Genomic DNA, 20,079 nt, shown 5'->3' with positions numbered 1-20,079 from the left:
AAGTTAGCTTAATTTTTCTCGCAAGACCATTGGTAGGATGCCGCCATTCCGGTAGTAATCAATTTCGACTTCTGAATCAAACCGAACGATCGCATCAAAAGTTTGAAAAGAACCATCTTCTGAGACGGCTGTTACCTTAACTATACTTTTGGGTTCAACTGATTCCCCTACTTCAACAGAAATCGTTTCGCGCCCCGTCAGACCAAGTGTATCCGCACTCTCACCAGACATAAATTGGAGTGGTAAAACTCCCATCATCACAAGATTCGACCGGTGAATCCGTTCATAGCTTTTCGCAATAACAGTCTTAATTCCAAGTAAATTTGTTCCCTTCGCCGCCCAGTCACGCGATGAGCCCATGCCATAATCATCACCCGCTAAAATGACGAGTCCTGTACCTGTCTTGGCGTATTTTTCAGCCGCATCGTAAATGGACATTACTTCTCCTGTTGGGAAATAAGTCGTATAGCCGCCTTCAGTCCCCTCAGCAATTTGATTTTTGATCCTAATATTGGCAAAAGTTCCGCGCATCATAACGTCGTGATGACCGCGTCTTGAGCCATATGAATTGAAATCGCGAATTGCGACGTCGTGCTCACGCAAAAATTTTCCTGCTGGTGTATCCTTCCCGATTGCTCCTGCTGGTGAAATATGGTCAGTTGTAACCGAGTCCCCGAATTTTCCGATCACGCGAAGGCCAGACAAAGGTTCGACAAGTCCAGGCTCTTTCGACAGGTGTTCGAAAAAAGGTGGATTCGCAATATACGTAGAAGATTCATCCCAACTATAAAGTGGTTCATCTGTTGTTTCAATTGCGTTCCAAGTCGAATTATCATCAAATACACGAGCATATTGTTCTCGGAAAAGTTCTGGTGTGACAGTTTCTTGCACAAGAGCCTTTACTTCCTCTGAAGATGGCCAGATGTCTTTCAAATAATAGTCTTTCCCATCTGACCCGCGTCCAATAGGTTCATTTTTAAGATCAATATCCGTTGTTCCAGCCAGTGCATATGCTACAACGAGCGGTGGTGATGCAAGGAAATTTGCTTTTACTAAGGCATGAATTCGTCCTTCAAAGTTTCGATTCCCGCTTAAAACTGCTGAAACGAGCAAATCGTTATCTAAAATGGCTTGTTCGATTTCTTCTTTTAAAGGACCAGAATTCCCAATACAAGTTGTGCAGCCATATCCGACTAAGTCAAAGCCAAGCTTTTCCAAATAAGGTAAAAGAGCTGCTTTTTCCAAGTATCCAGTGACAACTTTTGAACCTGGCGCAAGAGAAGTCTTGACGTATTTCGGCACTTCAAGCCCTAGCTCCACTGCACGCTTGGCAACAAGCCCTGCTGAGAGCATCACATACGGATTTGAAGTATTCGTACAACTCGTGATTGCTGCAATTGCAACGGCTCCAGTTCGCATGATCGACTCATCGCCATTACCGTAAACTACTTTTGCTTGTTTATCAAATTCACTCGCTTCAAGACCAAATCCGCTATTTCCAGCAGGCTTTGTAATCGAGTCTTCAAAAGTTTGCTTCATTTCTGAAAGTGGAATTAAATCTTGAGGACGCTTCGGACCAGATAAATTCGCTTCAATTTCAGCTAAGTTAACTTCAACAATTTCCGTGTATTCTGGTTCTTCATCAGTGAAGAATAAATGATTGGTTTTAAGATACTCTTCCACGAGTTTAATTTGTTCCTCACTTCTACCTGTAAGGCGCAAATAGTCAAGCGACTCCTCATCGACAGGGAAAAAGCCGCAAGTTGCTCCGTACTCAGGAGCCATATTGGCAACGGTGGCGCGGTCTGCTAGCGGAAGTGTGGCAACTCCCGGACCAAAGAATTCAACAAATTTCCCTACCACTTTTTGTTTCCGCAAGACTTGTGTCACTTTTAATGCGAAATCAGTCGCTGTCGCACCATCTGGTAGTTCACCCGTTAGTCTAACGCCGATGACTTCTGGTACAGCAAAATAAGAAGGCTGTCCGAGCATGCCAGCTTCTGCTTCAATGCCCCCTACACCCCATCCAAGGACACCAATCCCATTGATCATCGTAGTGTGACTATCTGTTCCAACTAAACTATCTGGATAAGCCGTCACTTCTCCGCCGCTTTCTTTTTTCAACACCACATTTGCAAGATACTCTAAATTGACTTGGTGAACAATCCCTGTTGCTGGAGGAACAGCACGGTAATTATCAAAAGCTTTTTGTGCCCAGTTTAAAAATTGATACCGTTCCATATTGCGCTTAAATTCAAGTTCCATGTTGATTTTTAATGCTTCTGGGTTTGCATAACTATCCACTTGGACTGAGTGATCGACAACCAGATCAACTGGAATTTCTGGATTGATTTTTTCTGGATCTCCACCCATGTCATGCATCGCTTTTCGAAGTGACGCTAAGTCCACGACAGCTGGAACTCCTGTAAAATCTTGTAAAATGACACGTGCTGGTTTAAAAGGAACATCTCCTTGATTTTTTTGTGGATCTTTGGACCAGTTCGCAAGATGCTCCACGTGTTGATCGGTTAAAACACGTCCATCATTTTGCCGCAATACAGATTCAAGCAACACTCGAATTGAATACGGCAATCGATTAATTTTCACATTTGGATTTTCTTCAAGTACTTTCAAATCATAATAATAAATCGTTTCTCCATTTAGCTCAAAGGATGTTTTGGCTTTTTCTTTCCAGTTCGTCATCTTCGTCTCCTCCTTAATCGAAGCCCTCTCCACTTCATTGTACTGGAATTTCTGCGATAAGTAAACTAGGATAAACTTTTTGTTTTTAATAACTTTTTCTTATAAAACAAGTGCTTTTCTTTCAAAAAAACCGACAGCTTCCTGTCGGTTTTTTCGCTTGATATTATTTTATCGAGCCAAAATCAAGATTTTACCAACTTCGAGTCCCTGAACAAAATCTTCTATTTGCTGCTCCGTCAAATCAAAGTCTTCTAATAGTCTTGTAACGGATTTATCATCTGTCCGTGAGAACCATTTTGCAAATGGACCCGCAGCATAAAGTGAACCGCCTTCTGGACGATAAACTTGCGGGATCACAAGTCCTCCACTTAATGATTGTAAAATGCCTGAAATCGCACCAAAAGCTTCTTCATTCACAGGCCGTTCAATTTCCGTATCGGTCTCTTCAGCTACTTCACGGCTCACTTTCTTTTGTTTGGCCAAAACAGATAAAGTCTTCTTTGGAATAGCCATCTTTCATCAATTGCTCAATTCGAGCTTTGGCATCTTCTTCTGTATCCGCCACAAAAACTTCCCATTTTTTCATCCGAGTCCCTCCTCATTCATATCAAGAATCGCTTTAATTTCTTCCGTTGAAAGCTGATGCAAGAATTGTTCACCCGGCTTGATCAACTGATCCACTAAAGCTTGCTTCGTTTTCTGCAAATCATAAATTTTTTCTTCAATCGTTCCTTTTGTAATCATCCGAATCACTTGGACTACACGTTTTTGGCCGATACGATGCGCACGGCTAGCAGCTTGTTCTTCAATTGCTGGGTTCCACCAAAGATCAAACAAAATGACGGTATCTGCACCGGTCAAGTTTAATCCTGTTCCGCCCGCTTTAAGCGAAATCAAAAATAAATCTTTTTCGCCTTGATTGAAGGCATCTGCCATCTGAACCCGTGACTTACTCGAAGTTTTTCCATCTAAATAAAAGAAATCAAGCTCATCTTTTTGAAGTTCTTTACCAATCAATTTCAGCATGGAAGTAAACTGTGAAAAAATCAAAATTCGTTGGCCATTTTCTTTGGCTGCTCGGACTGTATCCATCAGTTGATTCAACTTACTAGATTCCCCGATATAACTTGCATCAAACATACGCGGATCACAGCAAATTTGCCGCAAGCGCGTGAGTCCCGCTAGTAACTTGATTCGTTCCGCTCCACTTGTCAGTGACGCGCGCGCTAAATCATGCTGAATGCGTTCTAAATAAGCGAGATACAAGCTTTTCTGTTCCGTTGTGAGTTCTGAATAGAGATTCGTTTCAATTTTTTCCGGAAGCTCTTTTACAACATCCCGTTTCAACCGACGAAGCAGGAACGGACGAATAAGTTCAGCTACTCGTTCATGTTTGAGTTCCTTAAATTTACGAAGCGGTGGGAAAAACCCCGGCATAATTGTCTGAAAAACAGCCCAAAGCTCATCAGTCGAATTTTCAAGCGGCGTTCCACTGAGCGCAAAGTGCGTTCGAGCGCGAACAGACCGAACGGCTTGTGAAGCCTTGGTATTATAGTTTTTAATGTTTTGTGACTCATCTAAGATAACCGTGTGAAATTGTTTTTCTTGGAATAAATCTTGATCTTGCCGCAAAGTTGGATAGGAAATCAAATAAACTTGATTCGCTTCAATAAGTTTAATTTGTTTTTCACGCTTTTCTTTATTGCCTTGGATGATCGATACTTCGATCTTTGGAGCAAAATTATTGAATTCATTCAACCAATTATAAAGAAGCGAAGCTGGTGTGACAATCAGGATTGGATCAAGTTGTTTATTTTCTTCCAGTTCAGAAAGCAAATAACTAATCGTTTGGATGGTTTTCCCAAGTCCCATATCATCAGCTAAAATCCCACCAAGGCGATATTTCGAAAGAGATTTCATCCAATTAAATCCCGTCACTTGATAGTCGCGTAAAGAAGCATTTAATCCCACTGGCAAATCGAATTGAGTATCTTTTTCATGCTGAATCATTTCTAACAACTCATGATAACTTTTGCTAAACTGACTGTGCAGTTTTTGATCCTTTGAAAACGTTTCGTACAGTTGAATTCCCCGGTAAACAGGAACCTGAATCGTCGGCTTTAAGGCGTTTTTCCGTAAATCAAGAAATTCAATCATTCGAGCCATTTCACGGTAAACTTTGTCTTCGAGCGAAAGAAAACGACCATTTTTTAAGCGGTGAAAATCCTTTTTTTCTTTTAATGAGGCAAGGACATCTTGGATCTCATCTTCTGGAATCCCCTCAAAATCAAAGGAAATGGAAAGTAAACCACTATCTTTCGTTAAATCAAAGGAAGTGACCGCTTCGACTTGCTTTTGAATCATTTCCTCTAATTCCTCAGCCATATGAATAGTGACAAATTTTTTAAGTTTAGGGATCACTCGGTAATAAAATTGATAGAGCTTTTCATCATCCGCTTGAAGCACCATTCGGTCAGCAGAAAACAAAATCGGTGAGTTCTCGATTAAATGCATGATGTAGTTTTCTTTTTCAATATCTCGCAAAATCACCTGGCTGCCTTTCGCTTCTAGTTCCTCGGTTTGAAAAGGATCGAAACTTTGGTCACCGTAGCGATAAATCAACTGGAGCTGGTGCTTATCCGCTTCAAAAGGTGTGATATAAAGTTCCGCAACTAACTCTTCTCGCTTAATTCTCGTTTCAATTTTTTCATCCATTTCGACATGGCCACTTTGCTGCAAAATAGGCAGCACATAAGAAACCATTTCCCCCAGTTTTTTCTCAGGAAACTGGATAATATCACTTTTAGCAATTTGTTGAAACTCTTTTAGCGGTGCTAGCGCTTCCCAATTTTTTTCGCTGACAAAATGAAGCGTCCCATCAAGAAAAATCGCGCGATATAAGTCGAGGAAAACGGCTTGTTGTAAGGATTCAAATTCAATTTGATACTCTCCCGTTTCCACTTCTATAAACTGATAACTAAAATCTAAGTTTTCTTCAGTCACTTTAAATTCAGGGTACTGGATTGCGACTTCATTTCGTTCTGTCACAATTTGAAAAACACTCGCTCGGTGGCTGATTTGTTCAAGAAATGCTCTTGCTTCGTTTGGCGGAATTAACAGTCGCTTGTCTTCCCTATAATTTCGAGCAAAAGAATCCAGTTCAGAATCATAGAGTTTCGAAGCTTCATAAATATGTGTAAGTTGTTTCAAAACGGCCCAATCATCTGCATCAAATTCATAGTCACTTGGATCATAGGTGAAGTGACTCGTAAATTCTAAAATACGTCCTTCTTTAATTGCATCAAGGAAGCTTCCGATTTGCTTCACTACATAGACCCGTTCTGGACCAACTTTTATTTCTAGCGACAACCGGTTCATTTGGTTCTCTGGAAAAATCTTGACAATAAATTGAATGCGAAGAAGTTCACGACTTACCGGAATCTCCCCGTTAAAGCTTTGCTCCGAATTCGTTTTAAAGAGCGAAAGCAAGGTTTCTGATTCTTGCTCCAAGATTCGAGCTTTTAAGCTTTGCTTTTTCAGTTCGTGTTTAAATGCTTCTTCCTTCAAAAAAGCAGCATAAATATGTTTGCACACACGTTCTCCGTACTGGTGGGCGGAGCAAGTGCAGTCAAATACGTGTTCACCAAATTTTTGGACGTGCTCGCCATCTTCAAAATAATAATCGTCGTCTTCTTTTACGATCACCGTTTCGCGGAGCATTTGTTTCGCTGCTTGTTTAATTTGATAGGGAATCATCTCATCTTGAATATTGACGCTTTGACTCAAAACTTCACTTCCCCCTCTAAAAATCTTTCAATACTCCATTTTAGCATAAAACGAACGTTTCATCTGCTAAAAGGTTTCTTCTACTCGATCCCGAAAAATTTTGTTTTACTGCCATCGTTCGTTGCTGTAACTTCAAGCCGAGCAGGTATCCGTTCTTTCAGTTCTGGCACGTGTGAAATAATCCCCACTAACCGACCATTTTCTTGTGTCTCAATCAAACATTCAATGGCCATCTCAAGCGATTCTGGATCAAGTGTGCCAAAGCCTTCATCAATAAACATCGTATCAAGAGAAACCCCGCCTGCCATTTCTTGGACAACTTCCGCAAGAGCAAGCGCAAGGGCGAGAGATGTTTTAAAACTTTCCCCACCAGATAAAGTTTTTACATGCCTAGAAGCGCCCGTATATGCATCAAACACTTCTAGTTCCAAACCACTTTGTGCATTTCCTTTTGACCGGTCAAGCTTGCGTTTTAGTTCAAAGCGACCACTTGTCATTTTGGCAAGGCGAGTATTAGCATGATAAATAATTGTATCAAGAAACGTCGCTAATACGTAGCGTTCAAACGTCAATCGCAATTCATTTTTCCCGTGTGTTGTATCGGCAAGTAAGCCCACATCGGCATAATCCGCTGCAATTTGATTCAATTCACTTTGGACTTCAATAAAAGCTTGCCTTTGTTCAGAAATAAAGCGTTTATTTTCACGACTCTCCATCATCGCTTTTTCTTTTTCCGATCGCTCCGACTTCGCAACTTCAAATGCAGCTTGTATTTGTTCTAAATCGGGCTTTTCGATTTCTTTTAATTTACGCTCCAGTTGCACAATACGCTCTTTTACGACAAGTCGTTCATCTTCATAAGCCTTCACTTGCGTCTCGAGCGCTTCCTGCTCCCTTTCAGAAAGTAGAGCCGCTTTCAAACTAGCAATGTCAGCAAATTGCCGGTTTAAAAGCTCTTCTTGTAAGCGAGCCGCTTCTTGCGTTTGCTCTTCTTTAAGTTTTTCCACATAAGCATACTGATTTTTAAGTTCCGTCTCCGCTGAAACAACTTGCTCATTTCGTTCGTTCAAATCTTCTTGAATTTTCTTTTCATTTTCGAGAAAACGGTCAAGTGCTTGTTTAATTTTGTTTTTCATCGTAAAAAAAGTTTCTTCGTTTTGAAGTTTTTCTGGAATGTCGTTTTCTAGAAGGCGAATTTCTGTTTCAGTCGCATAACGAATTCGTTCTTTGCTCTCCTTTTCAATTTGAAGTGCAGATAATTCCTCGCTCACTCGTTCTTTTTGTTGCAGTTTTTTAGCATTTTCTTCCGTTAATCTGGCTTTTTCTTCACTAGCAAGCTCCATTTTTTGTTTTTCTTGCTCTTGTTCTTTAAGAAGCGTTTGTAACTCCTCGGCTCGTTTTTGCCAATTTGCTAGTTCCTCAAGATCTAATTTTTCACCTTGATCCATTTGCCACAGCAACTGACGATTTTGCTCTTCCAGTTGTTGGCATGTTTTCTTAAGTGCCTCGAGTTTCGCTTGTTCTGCCTCCAGTGCTTCTGCTTCATCATTCGCCTCATGAAAAGCAGCCGGATGCGGATGATCTAGCGCGCCACAGACAGGACATGCTTCCCCGTCCACAAGTTGCATCGCTAAAACCGCTGCCTGTTCTTTTTGTACCGCCTTAAGCTTCTCCTCGACCACGTGAGCTTGCTTCTTTTCCTGTTGTAGATTTATTTCTAATTCATCAAGAACCTTTTGTTGTTGATTTTGCCAAGTTTGGATAGCCTCTGCTTGTTTCATCTTTTCATTTAGTGCGCTTAACTCTTTTTCAGCATTATTTTGCTCTATGAGAAGTTCATATTTTGCGTTTTGAACAGCCGTTTTTGTCTCGATTTTCCTTGCCAGTTGTTCGGTTTCCATGCTCAGTTTCCGGAAAACTTCTTCTTTTTCCTGGAAATGACGCTCAATTTTTTCAAAAGATTGCTGTGCCTTAAAAAATTCTTGTTTTTTAGTTTCGAGCTGTTTTAATTTAGGCTCGAGTTCTTCAAATTGAAATAAATTATGACGCCACTTTTCTGCATGTTCACTTTCTTTTTGAAGTTCTGCTTGCTTAGTTACTAGTTCAGCTTGCCCTAATTTGAACGCTTGCAGCTGCTCTTTAAGTTGCGCTTTTCTTTCGTTTTCTTGTTTAAGCTTTTCATCAAATCGAAGAAGCTGTTCGCGCATCCCGCGAAGTGGTTCCGCTTTTCTAGCTTGTTTCAATTTCACAGCGCTTGCAGTCATTTCATCTTGTTTTTCATTTAAAAGTTGCTCATTCTTTTTGGATGTTTCAAGTTCTTTAAAATCAATTAAGGTATTTTCTGCATGAGTAACTTGTTGCAGCGCTTCCTCGGCTTTTTGATGGGCACCTTTCAAAGCTTGTTCAGCATCCAAATGGGCAAGGTCAAGTTCCCGTTCTTTTATTTCTAATTGTGCTAAATTTTCAGCAAGTGTCTTCGAAGAATCGTTTAACTCTACTCGCTCTAAAATTTTGACGAGCTCTGCTTCCGCATGGCCTGCTTTTTCTTCGAGCTCTTTTTGCTTTTCAATCAGACGCTCTTCCACTCGTTTATAATAAACTGTGTGAGCGAGGCGCTGCAAAATCTGCTCTTTTTTCTTACTATCTGAAACTAATAATTCGCGAAATTCGCCTTGTGGGATCATTAAAATTTGGCGAAATTGGTCAACACTCAATTGAATAATATCTTTTAGTTGCTGTTCTGCTTCTTGAACGGAACTCGCTAATAGCTTTTTTTCGCCTTGCTTGATCTCATAAAGTTCTACCTTATGAGGAATCGAACGCATTCCTTCACCGCGCGCTTTTGGAACAACTTGTTTCGGACTGCGCTTGATCCAATAAATTTGATCATGTATTTTGAATGTTAATTCGACAGAAGTGAGCTCACTTCCAGACGCAAAATCACTTCGAAGCGATGTACTATCTCGGTCTGATAAGTTAGCAATTCCAAACAAAGCAAAACTGATCGCATCAAATATAGTTGACTTTCCTGCCCCTGTCTTCCCAGAAATCACAAAAATTCGCTCACTCCCGAGTTTGTTAAAATCGATTTCTTCTCGTTCTTTATAAGCTAGAAAAGCTGTCATAGTCAGTTTGAGTGGGCGCATCAGTCTTCCTCCTTTCGTACTTCATTAAAAACTTCTGTCATCAAATCATGTTGCTTCTCCGTTATATGTTCACCACGAACGTGTTCAAAAAACTGATCGAATAGCTCAATATCCTCTTTTTTCATCAATTCTTCAAACTGTTCCTCATTTTGCGAGCTGACTTCCAATTTTTGCCGTTCAAGATGTAAAATATTAGGATAAAATGGTCGTAATTTCCCGATCGGATCCATTAATGCTCCTTTATCTTCTAACTGAATAGCCAAGTAGTCATCCGGATGATCCAAGATATGAGTCGTCAAATCTTGCAACGTCCCACTTTCAATTCGCATATCTTTTTGTGGGATCAAAGGAACTTCTCGAACTTCTGTAAGCTCATTCCCAGAAAAGGAAACGATTCGAACGCTCTTTTGATCGGCACTTTCTGAAAACGAATATTTTAGCGGAGAGCCGCTATAATGTATCGTTTGGTGTGTGATCGCATGTGGATGGTGCAAATGACCAAGCGCTACATATTGAAAGCCATCAAAGGCATTTGTTGAAACCCGGTCTACATTCCCGACTGAAAGTTGACGCTCAGAATCTGACGGAATGCCACCCGAAACAAAAGCATGCCCAACAAGGATTTGAGCTTTTGACGCGTCCCAAACCGAACGAATTTGCTTCGTAATCGCTTGCATCGCATCTTCATAACTACGAATTTCATCGTCTTCCAGAAGTTCTCGTACAAGCGCAGGCTCATGATAAGGGACGAGCCAAATTTCCGCCTCAGGAAGCGAAATCGGTTCAATCGTTTTCATTAATTTACCCGCCATGAAAAGTTTTGTATTCTTGTACCAAGCAGAACCAAAATTCAGTCGTTCTGCGCTATCATGGTTCCCGCTAATCGCATAAATAGGCAATTTAAGCTCCACATTCCAGTGATAAAGCGTGTCGTTTAATAGACTAACGGCACTTGTTGGAGGCACGGAACGGTCATAAAGATCACCCGCAATAATTATTCCATCCACTTTTTCCTGCTCAATGATTTTCGTGATTTCCTTTAAAATATAACGCTGATCTTCAAGCATAGATACACCTGAGACAATTTTTCCTAAATGAAGATCTGCTGTATGTAAAAGTTTCATAATAGCCTCTTTTCTTTTATTTTCTCTTTTTATAAGGTGCAAAATCCTTCTTTTTTGGTATACTAGTAATGAATTAGGTTTTTTAGGGAGTTGAAGCTGTTGTTTTACCGATTTGCAAAAGGATTTGTTCACTTCATTTTAGCCATCATTGGTGGACGATTTCAAGTACAAAATAAAGAAAAGATCATCGAAGGTCCTTATGTTGTGGTTTCGACACATACTTCTTGGATTGAAATCATCTATCTTGGATTTGCACTTTATCCGACGCCCATTCATTATATGGCGAAACAGGAACTTTTTAAAGGGAAGATGTTGAACTGGCTAATGACACATTTAAATGCTTTTCCAGTTAACCGTAGCAATCCAGGACCGAGTGCCATCAAAGCCCCTATTCGCTTGCTTAGACAAGGTAAAGTAGTGGGGATTTTCCCAAGTGGGACTCGTAAGCAAACCAATCTTCATTTAAAACACGGCGCCGTTATGATTGCTTATAAGGGAAATGTCCCAATGCTTCCAGCAGTTTATGATGGGCCGAAAAACTTTAAAGAGATTCTGAAACGAAAACCAATCATTATCCGTTTTGGTGACGCTATTCAAGTTCATGATACGGAACAAGAACAAAAACTCGTTTTGGAACAAAAATCCGAGGAATTAATGAAAACTTTTGAAACTTTACAAGCTGAGATTGAAGCTAGCAAAAAAAAATAAAAGCATGTGGGCGAGATCGCCCACATGCTTTTATTTTTGACTTACATCGTATCTGTTAAGATGTCAGAGCCAGCTAGTTTATTATCTTCTAAGATAGTTTTGATTTCCTTCGAAGCTTTTTCAAGCGCTTTATCTGCTTCTTTTGTGTCAGGTTGATCGGCTTTTAAAGCCTCTGCTTCTTTTCCATAAGCATCGCTTAAATCGTTCAAAGCTTTTTCAAATTTCTTGGTTGATTTACCTAAATCTGGAACTTTTTCCGCTTTTAACATATCTGACACATCTTGAGCTGAAGTAGATGCTTTTTTCGCAAGTTCGGAAAGTTCTTTTTCACTTGGCTTAGGATCGGCCGTTTGTGCTTGTGTATAGGCACTGAAATCCGTGTTTTTATCCGATATTTTTGAAACAAGATCCATGTAGTAATCTAAAACTTTTTCTTTGCTTGACGAAGTAGCTTTATTATCCTCTTTTTTGTCGCTACTTTCTTTGCCGCCCGATGAACATGCAGCCAGTGAAAGTACTAAAATAACCATAAACAAACTAATCGCAATTTTTTTCAAACCTTCTCCTCCTAAAATCTTTTTATGTAGCTAGAACACTACATTTTTATATTATTTGGCTTTAGCTTTACAAGTTATCCTTAAGTCTTCTTTCAGACATTTCAGCTGATTTTGCAAGACCGCGTGCAACTGCCTTATACTGAAAGTACATAGCAACACGCCAAGGAACAATCATTGCAAAAGCCATAATCCAAAACATACCTGCCAGCTCGCCGACTTCGACACTTCCACTGATCCAGTATTTCAAAATAATTCGAATCAAAAGCAGTGCCATAAGCAAGATCGGGAAAGATTTGGTCCGTTTGATGTACACTTCTTCATTTCGTACTTCAAATCGGGTTGTCCAAATTAAGATGAGGGAAAATACAAGTCCCATCCCAATGGCTTCTAAAATATCTACTCCCGTTACCCAAAAATAAGGGATGACGAACATGAGTGCACCCGTTGACATCATGATGGGAGGTAAAATAATTCCCTTTATGGATGCCGGGCGTTTTGATGCTTTCATTCGGATGACAATGATCATTGTCCCGAATAAAAGTGTGATTAAAATGGATATGAAAAGTGACATACTCTAATTCCTCCTAAGCGCTCATTCGTTCACCATTATAGCGCTTCTTTCGGAAAAAAGCCAAATTTTATTTAACTGCCTACTTCATCTAAATCCATTCCGCTGTTTTGCAAAAGATACATGGAATGGTAGATACCTCGCTCTTTAAAGAGCTCAGCATGTGTACCCCGTTCCACGATTTCGCCTTTTCTTAATACGAGAATTAAATCCGCGTCTTTAATCGTCGAAAGTCGATGCGCAATCGCGATTGTTGTTCGGCCTTCTCGCATTCGTTTAAGTCCCATTTGAATCATACTTTCTGTTTCTGTATCAATATTTGCAGTTGCCTCGTCTAATACTAGAATTTGCGGATCCGTCACAATGGTTCGTGCAAACGAAATCAGTTGTCTTTGCCCGCTTGAAAACGAAGCCCCGCGTTCAATCACTTTATGATCGTAGCCACTAGAAAGCGACTGAATGAACCGGTCAGCTTGAACAAACTTCGCCGCTTCCTCGACTTCTTTAGCTGTGATCTTCTCATTATATAAACGAATGTTATCGCGAATATTTCCGTAAAACATGAAACTATCTTGTAGAACAAGTCCTGTTTTCTTACGTAATTCTGTGATCGGATAATTTTTAATCGACCGGCCATCAATCAAGATATCGCCGTGTTCAAATTCATAAAAGCGCATCATTAAATTGATAATGGAGCTTTTTCCGCTTCCTGTATGTCCCACTAAGGCAACAGTCTGTCCTGTTTGTGCTGTAAAAGAAATATTTTTAAGCACGTTATTTTCGCCGTCATAAGCAAAGGAAACATCTTTAAATTCAATTTGCGCTTCTTGAATCTGGGCTCCTTTTTCAGGATGCTGAGCGGGCACTTCTTCTTTTTCATCCATGATTTTAAATACACGAGAAGCTGCTGTAATTGCTTCTTGATACATAGCAAGTCGCTCCATGACGTTAAAAATCGCCTCAAGAAAACGGTCAAAATAGTTGATGAAGGCGTAAATCGTCCCAATCGCAACAGGGCCAATCAATGCTTCTGCGCCGAAGTAGCTCAGTATAATTACAACCGCAATCGCATAAAGAAAGTCAATCGCTGGACCAAGCAAAAGCGCGTTAAACTTAATGTTTTTTATCCCAACGTCATAGTAATCCTTGTTGATGACTTCAAATTCATCGGTTAGTCGTTTTTCTTGATTGAATTCCTGAACAATTGACATCCCAGAAATGGATTCACTAATGTTGGCATTCAATTGACTAAGCTTTTCACGCTTTGCACGGTAAAACTTCGAACTATATTTCCTGTAAACGACCACAATCCCGGCAATAACTGGGAATAAAATCAAGCTGTAAAGCGCTAGTTGCACATTGAGTGAAAACATCGCCACGTACATCCCAATCAACATAAACAAGCTCTGGATAGCGGTTGAAAGAACGTTGATGAACATGTCTTTAATCGCTTCTGTATCATTTGTGACTCGCGAAACGATGCCTCCAGCAGGTGTTTGATCAAAGTAGCGCATCCCAAGCGAGTGCAATTTCGAAAAAATATCAACACGAATTCGCTCAACAATTTGTAGGGCAATTTTTTGGAAAAAGAAAAGCTGGAAATACCAAACGACAAATTTTCCAATTTCAAGCCCAATATAGGCGGAAGCGAGAATCACGATTGCTTTCGTCTCAAAGCTAAGTGGTGTCAAGTGTTGATCCAAAAAAGCCCGGACAAGAAGCGGAGAAATGACTTCAGCAGCTGTTACAAGTAAGACAAGAAAGCCTGTTAAAAGGAGCAGCGGAATGTGATATTTCGTATAGCTCATCAAGCGTTTTAATACCGCTCGATGCTCTTTTCCAGTCATAGTTTCTAGTTCTTCATTTTGATAATCAGTCGCCATCCTCCTCACTCCTCTCTTCAAGTTTTTGTTCGCGATACATCGCCGCGTACCAACCATCTGCTGCAATTAATTCTGCATGTGTCCCAAAAGACGTGACTTTCCCATTATCAATCACAAGAATTAAGTTCGCGTGCTCAACTGAACTCAAACGATGAGCACTAATGATAGTGGTTTTATTGCGTCTCGTTTCTTTTAGGTTCGAAAGAATGCTTTCTTCTGTTTTGGCATCTACTGCCGAAAGTGCATCATCTAAAATCAATAGTTCAGGATTCATGAGTAAAGCACGAGCGATTGCTAGCCGCTGTTTTTGTCCGCCTGAAAGCGAAACTCCCCGCTCTCCAACAATCGTGTCATAGCCCGCTTTAAAGCCTTCAATATCGTCTGCAACCGCTACGGTTTTCGCGACCGCTTTAACTTCTTCCCGCGATGCGTCTGGCTTTCCGAAGCGAATATTGTTCAAAACAGAGGTTGAGAATAAAAATTGATCTTGCGGAACATAACCAATCGCTTGATGTAGCGCTTTTAGCTGATATGCTTGAAGTCGACTTCCTCCAAAAGTAATCTCCCCTTCATACTGATCGTATTCACGAAGCAGTAGTTTTAGCAAAGTCGTTTTTCCAGCGCCTGTTCGCCCCACAATGCCAAGCGTCTCACCTTTTCGAAGTGTGAAAGCAATATCTGAAAGAGCAGGAACTTTTTCTTCTGGATAACTAAAGCTTTTGATGGACGCTTCAATGTCTCCCTGTGGCGGCTCAGTGTGTGCGCCAGGAAGGTCAACAATGTCAGCCTTTTCATCAAATAAGCTCGTGATGCGGTCGTAAGAGGCACTTCCTCGCTGGATAATATTGTACAAGAAACCGAAAGCGAGCATTGGCCAAACTAGTAAGAATAAATAGTTCACAAACGCGACCACTTGGCCGACGGTCAAAGTTCCATCCGATACAAACTTGGAACCAAAACCAATGGAGAGCACGAAGGAAAGTGTGACGATAATTGAAATGACAGGGTCAAACATAGCATCCACTTTTGCCACTGAGACATTTTTTGAAACAACGTCTTTCGCTTGTTTTGAAAAATCAGCGATATCTTCCGTTTCTTGCCCAAAGGTTCTAGTGACTTTAATCCCTGAAATGCTTTCTTGCGTTTTATCGTTCAGTCTCGAGAAAGCCGCTTGCGCTTCGTGAAAACGACTATGTAATTTTTTCCCGAGAATGGATGTGCTGAGCGCCATAAGCGGCATTGGCAAAAGAGCAATCAACGTTAATTTCCAGTCGATGCTAATTGCCATCATCAAAATCACGGTCCCACCGGTTAATAGTGAATCTGCTAGCGTAAGTACGCCTGAACCCGCAACTTGTTGAACAGCTGTGATATCGTTCGTTGCACGTGCCATTAAATCACCTGTCCGGTATCGCTGAAAGAAAAAAGACGACATTTTTGTCAGATGTTCGAATAAGCGATAACGCAACGTTCGTTGAAGCAAATTGTCTGATCCAAAAATCATCAGGCGCCAAACGTAACGTCCTAAATAAGTTAAAATAGCAACAGTGGCTAGAAGGATCATCCACTGTGTGAGACTGCCCTTTGTGAGTGATTGATTGGTTATTGCATCCACTACTTTTCCAATCACATATGGTGGCACAAGTTGTAATAATGCAATGATAAATAAAATACTAATTCCAAAAATATATTGTTTCTTTTGTTCTTTAAAAAACCAAGCTAACTGTTTAAAAATTCTCAAATGGTTAACTCCTCTCCCTATTTTAGACAATAAAAAATAATGGACATTAAATTTCGCCCATTACTACATAAAAGAATATTTGTCTTCATTTTCTCACGCGAAAAAGCAATAAAAAAGAAGCTAACTTTGCCTAAATTTTTCCAAAGGCACAGTATAGGAATGAAAAACAAATAATTTGCTTTTAAGTAATAATGGTTTTGTAAATTGTTGTTGCTGGCTGGGTTGTGGTTGATTGTTTTGCATAACATATACCTCCTTTGTTTAATGTAATGAATTCATTGTACAGGGCTTTCACAGAAAATGCAAACGATTTCTTGAATTTTTTTAAAATTGGTGTTTTTCTCTCTTTTAAAAACAGCATGTAACATCTTCTGCCTGTAAAAAAGCGCCTCCTCGTGGAGACACTTTTTTATTCAAATTATTTCTTCGGCTCGTCTTCGTCCATTTTCAAAATTGCCATAAAAGCTTCTTGAGGAACTTCAACGGAGCCAATTTGTTTCATTCGTTTTTTACCTTCTTTTTGTTTTTCAAGCAGTTTTCGTTTCCGTGAAACGTCCCCGCCATAACACTTGGCCAGAACATTTTTCCGCAACGCTTTGATCGTCGAACGAGCCACAATTTTTGTGCCAATAGCTGCTTGGATCGGCACTTCAAATTGTTGCCTTGGAATCAGTTCGCGCAGCTTCTCAACAATGGCTTTCCCGCGTTCATAGGCAAAATCACGGTGAACAATAAAGCTCAGTGCATCGACTTTCTCGCTATTCAGTAGAATATCCATTTTCACGAGTTTCGATTGTTTGTATCCAAGTAGTTCATAATCAAATGATGCATAACCTTTCGTGCTCGATTTCAGTTGATCAAAAAAGTCATACACAATTTCTGAAAGTGGAATTTCATACAAAACACTTACTCGAATATCATCCAGATACTCCATTGTGACAAAGTTCCCACGTTTATTTTGCGCAAGCGTCATAACTGCCCCTACGTAATCATTTGGAACCATGATTGTAGCCTTGACATAAGGCTCTTCAATGGATTCAATCACACCTGGTTCTGGCATCTCAGATGGATTATCGACAACAATTTCACTTCCATCCGTTAGCTGTACATGATAAATAACACTTGGTGCCGTCGTAATCAAATCAATATTAAATTCACGTTCAATCCGCTCTTGAATAATTTCCATGTGCAAAAGGCCAAGAAAACCACAACGGAATCCAAAGCCAAGTGCTTGCGAAGTTTCCGCTTCAAATTGCAAAGCCGAATCATTCAGCTCCAGCTTTTCAAGCGCGTCACGTAAATCATTATATTTGGCAGAATCAATCGGATAAAGACCACAATAGACCATAGGGTTCAATTTCCGGTAACCTGGTAGAGCTTCCTCAGCAGGATTATTTGCAAGTGTAATGGTATCCCCAACACGTGTGTCGCCAACGTTTTTAATCGATGCCGTTAAATACCCAACATCTCCCACCATAAGTGTATCTTGTGGCGTAGCTTTCGGTTTAAAGACTCCTACTTCCGTTACTTCAAATTCTTTGCCATTCGACATCATGCGAATACGGTCTCCGGCTTTTACAGTACCGTCAACAATTCTAATATTGGCAATTACACCTCTATAAGCATCATAAACAGAGTCAAAAATCAGTGCTTTTAGCGGTTTATCTAAGTCTCCTTGTGGAGCTGGCACCTTTTCAACAATTTGTTCAAGAATCTCACCAATACCAATCCCTGCTTTAGCGGAAGCGAGTACTGCATCGCTTGCATCGAGCCCAATGACATCTTCAATCTCAGCACGAACTCGCTCAGGATCAGCTGCTGGCAAGTCAATTTTATTAATAACTGGAAGAATTTCCAAATCATTATCAAGTGCCAAATAAACATTTGCAAGCGTCTGTGCTTCAATCCCTTGAGCAGCATCCACAACAAGAATCGCTCCTTCACAAGCAGCAAGGCTTCGCGACACTTCATACGTAAAGTCGACGTGCCCCGGTGTATCGATCAAGTGAAAAATATACGTTTCACCATCTTTAGCTGTATAAGCAAGTTGAACAGCATTCAATTTAATCGTAATGCCTCGTTCACGTTCTAAATCCATTGAATCTAATAATTGAGCTTTCATTTCACGATGACTTAATGCATGTGTTTCTTCCAAAATTCGATCCGCTAAGGTTGATTTCCCGTGGTCAATATGGGCGATGATCGAAAAATTTCTAATTTTATTCGTTCGTTTTTGCATTTCATTTTTATCCATTTTCCCAGCTCCTGCTCCTCGGCTCATTCAAATCAGAATGGCAAGCTAAAATTGATTATATCAATAGATGAGCGATTATTCAATGACTCTTTTACAAAACTGGCGGAAATTCTAAGAAATTTAGCTTGTCTTATTGCAAATTCATTCATATTTAGGTATAATAGCATTTGTTCTGAAGTATTTTAAAGGGTATGTTTGAAATAAGTACTACCTCGATTAGTTTGGACGGAGGTGAATGGAATGCCAAATATTAAATCTGCTATCAAACGTGTTAAAACAATTGAAACTCGCAACAACCGCAACGTTGCTCAACGTTCTGCGATGCGTACAGCTATCAAAAAAGTAGAGGAAGCTGCAGCAAACAATGCTGACAACAAAGAAGAATTATTCGTAGCTGCTTCTAAAAAAATTGATACTGCTGTATCCAAAGGCTTGATTCATAAAAATAAAGCAGCTCGCGACAAATCTCGCCTAGCAGCTAAAATCAAGTAAGCAATGAAAACATCACGGTTGTGGTGTTTTTTGTTTGTCAAAAGGGCCTAATTTCAGGCCCTTTTTGCTTTTCTAAAATCTTCTAGTTCGAATAAAAACCATTCTAGTTTTTGCGTTTTTTCTCCAAATCCAGTTTTCAACTCAAAATCACTTGCTGCTAATTTCAAAAGTGCGAAATCAAGCTCTTCTTTTCCAAAACCACGGGCTTGTTTAGCTGCCATTTTCGCTCGAAATGGATGCACTTTTAAGATTCCAGCTGCTTGCTGTGCGCTTACTCCTTTTTTCTCGAGCAACTTTAATTGGTTCATTAGACGAAACTGACTCGCAACAAGCGCCACAATTTTGATAGGCTCTTCTTTTTGTTTCAATAAATCATAATAAATGCGAAGTGCTCCCGCTGTGTCGCGTGCAATCAACTTATCGAGAAGTAAAAAGATATTTTGCTCAAGAGACCGGACGACAAGTTTCTCGACATCATCCAGTGCGATTTTTTTGGATTCAAATTGATAGAGCATCAATTTATCGAGTTCGTTCATCGCTGTAGTGAGATTCCCACTTGTTAGTTCCATCAAGCGTTTATCGGCTGCTTGTTCAATTGTAAAACCATTTTCTTGTGCTTTTGTTTCGATCCATTTTAAAAATTCAACTTCACTTGGTCTTTTAGCATCAATTACAACTGCTTGTTTTTTTAGTAATTTCGTTAGTTTCTTTCGCTCATCTAGTTTTTCAACATGGGCTACGAAACAAAGAATTGAGTAATCGGCTGGTTGCGCCAAATATTGCTCAAGTCGCGCGGTTTGATGTTCAATTTTACTTTTGGTTTTTTCACTTGTTAGGAAAGTAGGATTGCTAGCGATAACTAATCTCTTATCTCCGAAAAATGGAAGGGTTTCTGCTTCTTCCATGACCGTTTCAATAGGGGTTTCTTCTAAATCGAAGTTCGCATAATTAAATTCTTGTTCATCTTCTGCTAAAACAGCATTTAAAAGCTTTTCTTTCGTTTGATTGATTACATAATCTTCAATTCCGATAATAAGATAGACTTGTGCTAATTTCTTTTGCTCTATGGCTTTCCATTCTTTAATCAATTTCCCCACCTCTTCCATTAATCGTAATC

13 protein-coding genes and 1 pseudogene are annotated in these 20,079 nt (G+C 40.0%); 2 read left to right on the top strand and 12 right to left on the bottom strand.

Going from position 1 to position 20,079, the window contains the following annotated elements:
• Positions 1–3: 3 nt before the first annotated feature.
• The 5 genes and pseudogenes from acnA to HCK02_RS04475 form a co-directional block, all read right to left on the bottom strand.
• Positions 4–2,703, bottom strand: a complete 2,700-nt coding sequence (acnA, locus tag HCK02_RS04495; protein ID WP_167628920.1) for an aconitate hydratase AcnA — start codon at positions 2,701–2,703, stop codon at positions 4–6.
• A gap of 168 nt (positions 2,704–2,871) precedes the next feature.
• Positions 2,872–3,289: pseudogene (locus tag HCK02_RS04490) on the bottom strand (general stress protein).
• A complete protein-coding gene (locus tag HCK02_RS04485; protein WP_425482852.1) occupies positions 3,286–6,489 on the bottom strand; it encodes a DEAD/DEAH box helicase in 3,204 nt (1,067 codons plus the stop codon). The pseudogene HCK02_RS04490 and the gene HCK02_RS04485 overlap by 4 nt, the downstream one beginning before the upstream one ends.
• A gap of 80 nt (positions 6,490–6,569) precedes the next feature.
• Positions 6,570–9,635, bottom strand: a complete 3,066-nt coding sequence (locus HCK02_RS04480) for an SbcC/MukB-like Walker B domain-containing protein (RefSeq protein WP_167628919.1) — start codon at positions 9,633–9,635, stop codon at positions 6,570–6,572.
• Positions 9,635–10,759: an exonuclease SbcCD subunit D gene (locus tag HCK02_RS04475; protein ID WP_167628918.1), complete on the bottom strand. Its 1,125-nt coding sequence runs from the start codon at positions 10,757–10,759 to the stop codon at positions 9,635–9,637. Before HCK02_RS04475 ends, HCK02_RS04480 begins: the two co-directional genes overlap by 1 nt.
• A gap of 99 nt (positions 10,760–10,858) precedes the next feature.
• Between HCK02_RS04475 and HCK02_RS04470 the strand changes: the two genes are divergently transcribed.
• A complete protein-coding gene (locus HCK02_RS04470; RefSeq protein ID WP_167628917.1) occupies positions 10,859–11,467 on the top strand; it encodes a lysophospholipid acyltransferase family protein in 609 nt (202 codons plus the stop codon).
• Positions 11,468–11,508: 41 nt separating this feature from the next.
• On the opposite strand, the gene HCK02_RS04465 is transcribed toward HCK02_RS04470, so the two are convergent.
• The 6 genes from HCK02_RS04465 to lepA form a co-directional block, all read right to left on the bottom strand.
• Entirely contained in the window at positions 11,509–12,024 is a 516-nt protein-coding gene (locus tag HCK02_RS04465) for a hypothetical protein (RefSeq protein ID WP_167628916.1), read from the bottom strand.
• A gap of 67 nt (positions 12,025–12,091) precedes the next feature.
• Complete coding sequence (locus tag HCK02_RS04460) at positions 12,092–12,595, bottom strand: CcdC family protein (RefSeq protein ID WP_167628915.1); 504 nt, start codon at positions 12,593–12,595, stop codon at positions 12,092–12,094.
• Positions 12,596–12,666: 71 nt separating this feature from the next.
• A complete protein-coding gene (locus HCK02_RS04455) occupies positions 12,667–14,475 on the bottom strand; it encodes an ABC transporter ATP-binding protein (RefSeq protein ID WP_167628914.1) in 1,809 nt (602 codons plus the stop codon).
• A complete protein-coding gene (locus HCK02_RS04450; protein WP_167628913.1) occupies positions 14,465–16,216 on the bottom strand; it encodes an ABC transporter ATP-binding protein in 1,752 nt (583 codons plus the stop codon). The genes HCK02_RS04455 and HCK02_RS04450 overlap by 11 nt, the downstream gene beginning before the upstream one ends.
• Positions 16,217–16,336: 120 nt before the next feature.
• Positions 16,337–16,459: a hypothetical protein gene (locus tag HCK02_RS14185; protein ID WP_281348869.1), complete on the bottom strand. Its 123-nt coding sequence runs from the start codon at positions 16,457–16,459 to the stop codon at positions 16,337–16,339.
• Positions 16,460–16,634: 175 nt separating this feature from the next.
• Entirely contained in the window at positions 16,635–18,470 is a 1,836-nt protein-coding gene (lepA, locus tag HCK02_RS04445) for a translation elongation factor 4 (protein WP_167628912.1), read from the bottom strand.
• Between the two features lie 240 nt (positions 18,471–18,710).
• Here lepA and rpsT point away from each other — a divergent pair, with 240 nt between their 5' ends.
• On the top strand, positions 18,711–18,962 hold the full coding sequence (rpsT, locus tag HCK02_RS04440) for a 30S ribosomal protein S20 (protein WP_036073473.1): 252 nt from the start codon (positions 18,711–18,713) through the stop codon (positions 18,960–18,962).
• Positions 18,963–19,015: 53 nt separating this feature from the next.
• Here rpsT and holA read toward each other — a convergent pair whose 3' ends face one another.
• A complete protein-coding gene (gene holA / locus HCK02_RS04435; protein WP_208970439.1) occupies positions 19,016–20,050 on the bottom strand; it encodes a DNA polymerase III subunit delta in 1,035 nt (344 codons plus the stop codon).
• Positions 20,051–20,079 lie beyond the last annotated feature (29 nt).

It is taken from the genome of Listeria valentina, from assembly GCF_011800755.1.
In the GTDB taxonomy this organism is placed as follows: domain Bacteria; phylum Bacillota; class Bacilli; order Lactobacillales; family Listeriaceae; genus Listeria; species Listeria valentina.
Note: the sequence above shows the minus strand (reverse complement) of the source record. Positions and strands in the feature narration are given on the sequence as shown.